Genomic DNA, 3,537 nt, shown 5'->3' with positions numbered 1-3,537 from the left:
CGAGACGCGCGCGTTCAGGCTGCATGCGCGCGCGGCGGCTGACCGCGCCGTGCGCGGCGACGCGGGCGATGCGTCGCTGCCGGGGCTCGCGACGCGGCTGCGCCGCCGGCTCGAGCAGGACGGCGTCGCGTCGCGCGCGGTGTCCGGCGTGCGCGAATTCACGGCATCGCTGCCGATCGTCGATGCGGATGCACGCTCGAACACCGTGCTGATTCGCGACGTGCCCGCGCGGCTGGCGCGCGATGCACGGCTTGTCGCGCAGCTCGATACGCTGAGCGCGTCGATTCGGATCGATGCGTTCGGCGCGACGCTCGCGCGCGCGCAGATCGACGCACTCGGGTTGCGGTGGCGCGACGACACGCAGGCGTCCGTATCCTCCGGCACATCCGCCCCGCGCGTGGCGATCGCGCCCGCGCCGGACGGCTGCGCGCCGATGCGCGCGCGCATCGCCGAGCTTGCCGCTCACGGCGACGCATCGATCGACGCCGACAGCTCGACGCTGACGCTCCCCGACGACAGCGCGGATTTCAGCCGTCTGCGGCAGGTGTTCGTCACGTCGGGCGACGGCGATGCGCGATCGCTCGACGCGCAGCGGAACGGATTCGCGATGCGGGTTACGCCGCGCGAGACCGCGCAGGCGGGCCGTTATGCGCTCGACGTGCGGATCGTCGAGCGCCGGGCGGACGGCGACAGCCGCTCGGCCGGCGCATCGTCGTCGCGCGAAACCGTGGCCGGCGTGACGATCTCGGCAGGGGAATGCGTGGCGCTCGCGCTGCCGCTTGCCGCCGGACACGAGGCGCAGCAGCTCGTGCTGGTGACGCCGCGTGCGACGTCCGCCGATCCCGTGCGCCGGCCGCCACCGGCATCGCCGACCGCGCAGGCGCGACGCGCGCCGGCCCCGGCAAGCGCAATCGCCAGCCTCCCCGAAACCGCGAAGCGCGCGACGTTACGCGCGCATTCGTCGGCGACGCCGCCGGACGGCCTCGGCCTCAGCACGCAGACGCGCCTGCTCGGCAATTGATGCAAACTCCACGCATTATTAAACGACGGTCTGGCATGATTTCGACGTCGCGACGACAATCGGTTTTTGAAATTAATTCCACCAGTCGATTAACACGAGATTCGGCGTGTTTATTCGATTTTTTTTCGATTTTAGATCGGCATGAAAAATACCGGATCGAATGCGCGCCTAACGATTAACAATCGATTGCATCATTTCATTCAGCTCGATCCGATTGTAAGTCGCCCGTAATGCGTCCTTCGTCGAGATCCGGTTGCGGGCCGCAAGCGCGGCGAGGTCGTCGTTCAGGGAGCGCGACATATTGTCCTCGCGGCGCCGCAGGAACTCGTTGACGAGGTGCAGCTTCGTCGGCTCCGCGATCAGCTTCGCGACCTGGTTGTTGTTGTTGAACAGCAGTTCGCTCGCGAGCACGAGGCTTTCGCCGTCCGCGCTCGGCACGAGGCTTTGGCAGACGATGCCGATCAGCGATTCGGCGAGCGCGACCGCGTGCCGGTCGCGCTGCTCGACCGGAAAGAACGACAGCAGCTTGTTGAGCGCGCTGACCGCGCTGCCCGTGTGCATCGTCGCGAGCACGAGGTGCCCCGATTCGCCCGCTTGCAGCAGCGTGTCGGCTGTCTGCGCGTCGCGCACCTCGCCGACCATCACCACGTCCGGCCTTTGCCGCAGCGCCTCGCGCAGCCCGTGCGGGAAATTCGGCGTGTCGGTCGGCACTTCGCGTTGCGAGATGATGGACTGGCGGCGCTCCAGATAGTATTCGATCGGCTCCTCGATCGTGACGATATGCGTGTTGCGGGTCGTGTTGATGTGCTCGAGCAGCGACGCGATCGTCGTCGTCTTGCCCGAGCCCGTCGGGCCCGTGACGAGGATGATGCCCTTCGTGTTGTCGAGCATCGAGCGCACGTAGACGGGCAGGCCGAGTTCCTCGAGCGGCAGCGGCTTGAGCGGCAGCCGGCGCATCGAGATCACGATCTTGCGGCCGCCGCCCGCGCGGTACACGTGACAGCGCAGCCGGCAGCGCGTGAGGACGAACGGGCGGTCGAGCGTGCCTTGACGCAGCGCGGCTTCCCAATGCTCGTCGATCGCGTCGAGCAGCGGCCGCATGTCGTCGAGGAGCACCGGTTCGTCGCTCGTCTCGACCCAGCCGCGCGGGGTCTTGATCGTGACGGGACGGTCTTGCTCGATGTGGATGTCGGTGAACATCTGCTTCAGGTCGATCAGGCCGAGCACTTCGCCCGCGAGATCGCGCAGCGGGGCGGCGGCATGCTGGTTCATCTTGGTAGTTCGAATGAATGGATTGGGCGGTGCATTTCCCGCAATGAAAGAGGAAATTGAATGGTCTATTTAATTTTGCATGCAAAATAGCTTTTGTCAAACCGTTCGGGGTATATTTGCCGCGCAATAATCACTTCAATAATGCGACTGCGTGTGTAGACCCATTATGTAGCGCTGTGGTAATCCCACGTTCGGAAAGCCATTTCCGGCCGCGCAGGCGGTCCGAGGCGTCGGACGCGGCATCCGGGATCATCGAGCAGCAAAGCGCGGGGGCCAGCGGCGCACGGCAGCAGTCGAGTAACGAGGACAACCATGATGCACGGCGCTACGGTCGCCGCGACCGCGTTCATCGCGACCGCGCTTTTTGCAACCGATTGCGCGGCGAGCGGCCCGCCCGCCGGCACCGATCCGGCGATCGGCGGCCCATTTGTCGAGCGCTTCGATCACGCCCCGCTGACGGCCACGCGCGTCGACGTCTTGCGTGCGATATCGCCATCGGCGTCAGCCGGGGCCGCGCTGGCCACGGCCGCGCGGCCCGCGTCGCTGCCCGTTGCGGACGCACCCGTCTGGGACGTGCGCGCGTCCGACGGCACGATCCGCGGCGTCTTGTTGCGATGGGCGCGCACGGCGGGCTGGCAGCTCGTCTGGGATGCGCCGGTCGATTTCAGCATCGACGCGCAGGCGACGCTGCGCGGCTCGTTCGAGGATGCGCTGCAAGTGCTCGTCGCGAGTCTCGGCCGCACGGCGACGCCGATCCAGGCGATTCTCTATCAAGGCAATCACGTGTTGCGCGTCGTCGCGCAGGGAGCGGGCTGATGCGCGTTTTTTTCGTTCTTTCGTTACTGGCCGCTGCGCTGCTGAGCGGCTGCACCGGGCTGCGCAGCGGCATCGAGCGGGACGTGCGACGCGATTCGGACGAATCCGGCGCGCTCCTCAAGCGCACCGCCGACGGGGACAACAGCGTGCACGCGCTGCCGCCCGTCGTCGTCGATAACGGGCTGTGGGTGTCGGCGGGCGCCGTGAAGCTGCAGAACCGCGAACAGCTCCCCGCACTATTCGACGAGCCGGCGTCGTTCGACCGCGCGGTCTCTTCGTTATCCGAATTCGCCGAGCAGATCACGCGGCTCACGCAGGTACCGACGCAGGTTGCCGCGAGCGCGCAGCAGGCGGCCGCGCGTTCGCAGCAAGGCGGCGGCGCGGACGGCGTCGCGCGCGGCGCACCCGCGTTCCTCGACGCGGCGGGA

The 3,537-nt window shown here is 67.3% G+C and carries 2 protein-coding genes and 2 pseudogenes; 3 read left to right on the top strand and 1 reads right to left on the bottom strand.

The annotated features are described in order from the left end of the window. Positions 1 to 1,021, top strand: a pseudogene (locus tag G3O06_RS47225) (secretin N-terminal domain-containing protein); the annotation flags it as partial. A 168-nt stretch (positions 1,022 to 1,189) separates the two neighbouring features. On the opposite strand, the gene G3O06_RS47220 reads toward G3O06_RS47225, so the two are convergent. Next, positions 1,190 to 2,293 carry an ATPase, T2SS/T4P/T4SS family gene (locus G3O06_RS47220; protein WP_085043285.1) on the bottom strand — a complete coding sequence of 368 codons (1,104 nt, stop codon included), beginning with the start codon at positions 2,291 to 2,293 and terminating at the stop codon, positions 1,190 to 1,192. A 312-nt stretch (positions 2,294 to 2,605) separates the two neighbouring features. On the opposite strand from G3O06_RS47220, the gene G3O06_RS47215 reads away from it, so the two are divergent. Together G3O06_RS47215 and G3O06_RS47210 are read left to right on the top strand one after the other, a co-directional pair. Continuing rightward, positions 2,606 to 3,109 carry a toxin co-regulated pilus biosynthesis Q family protein gene (locus G3O06_RS47215; RefSeq protein ID WP_174974683.1) on the top strand — a complete coding sequence of 168 codons (504 nt, stop codon included), beginning with the start codon at positions 2,606 to 2,608 and terminating at the stop codon, positions 3,107 to 3,109. Continuing rightward, positions 3,109 to 3,537: pseudogene (locus G3O06_RS47210) on the top strand (PilN family type IVB pilus formation outer membrane protein); the annotation flags it as partial. The gene G3O06_RS47215 and the pseudogene G3O06_RS47210, both read left to right, overlap by 1 nt.

The organism is Burkholderia sp. Ac-20345 (assembly GCF_017104825.1).
Lineage (GTDB): Bacteria > Pseudomonadota > Gammaproteobacteria > Burkholderiales > Burkholderiaceae > Burkholderia > Burkholderia lata_B.
This window is presented reverse-complemented; position numbering and strand designations above follow the sequence as displayed.

Coding starts and splice junctions, on each gene's coding strand:
- G3O06_RS47220 (WP_085043285.1), bottom strand. CDS start 2,293: ATGAACCAGCATGCCGCCGCCCCGCTGCGCGATCTCGCGGGCGAAGTG.
- G3O06_RS47215 (WP_174974683.1), top strand. CDS start 2,606: ATGATGCACGGCGCTACGGTCGCCGCGACCGCGTTCATCGCGACCGCG.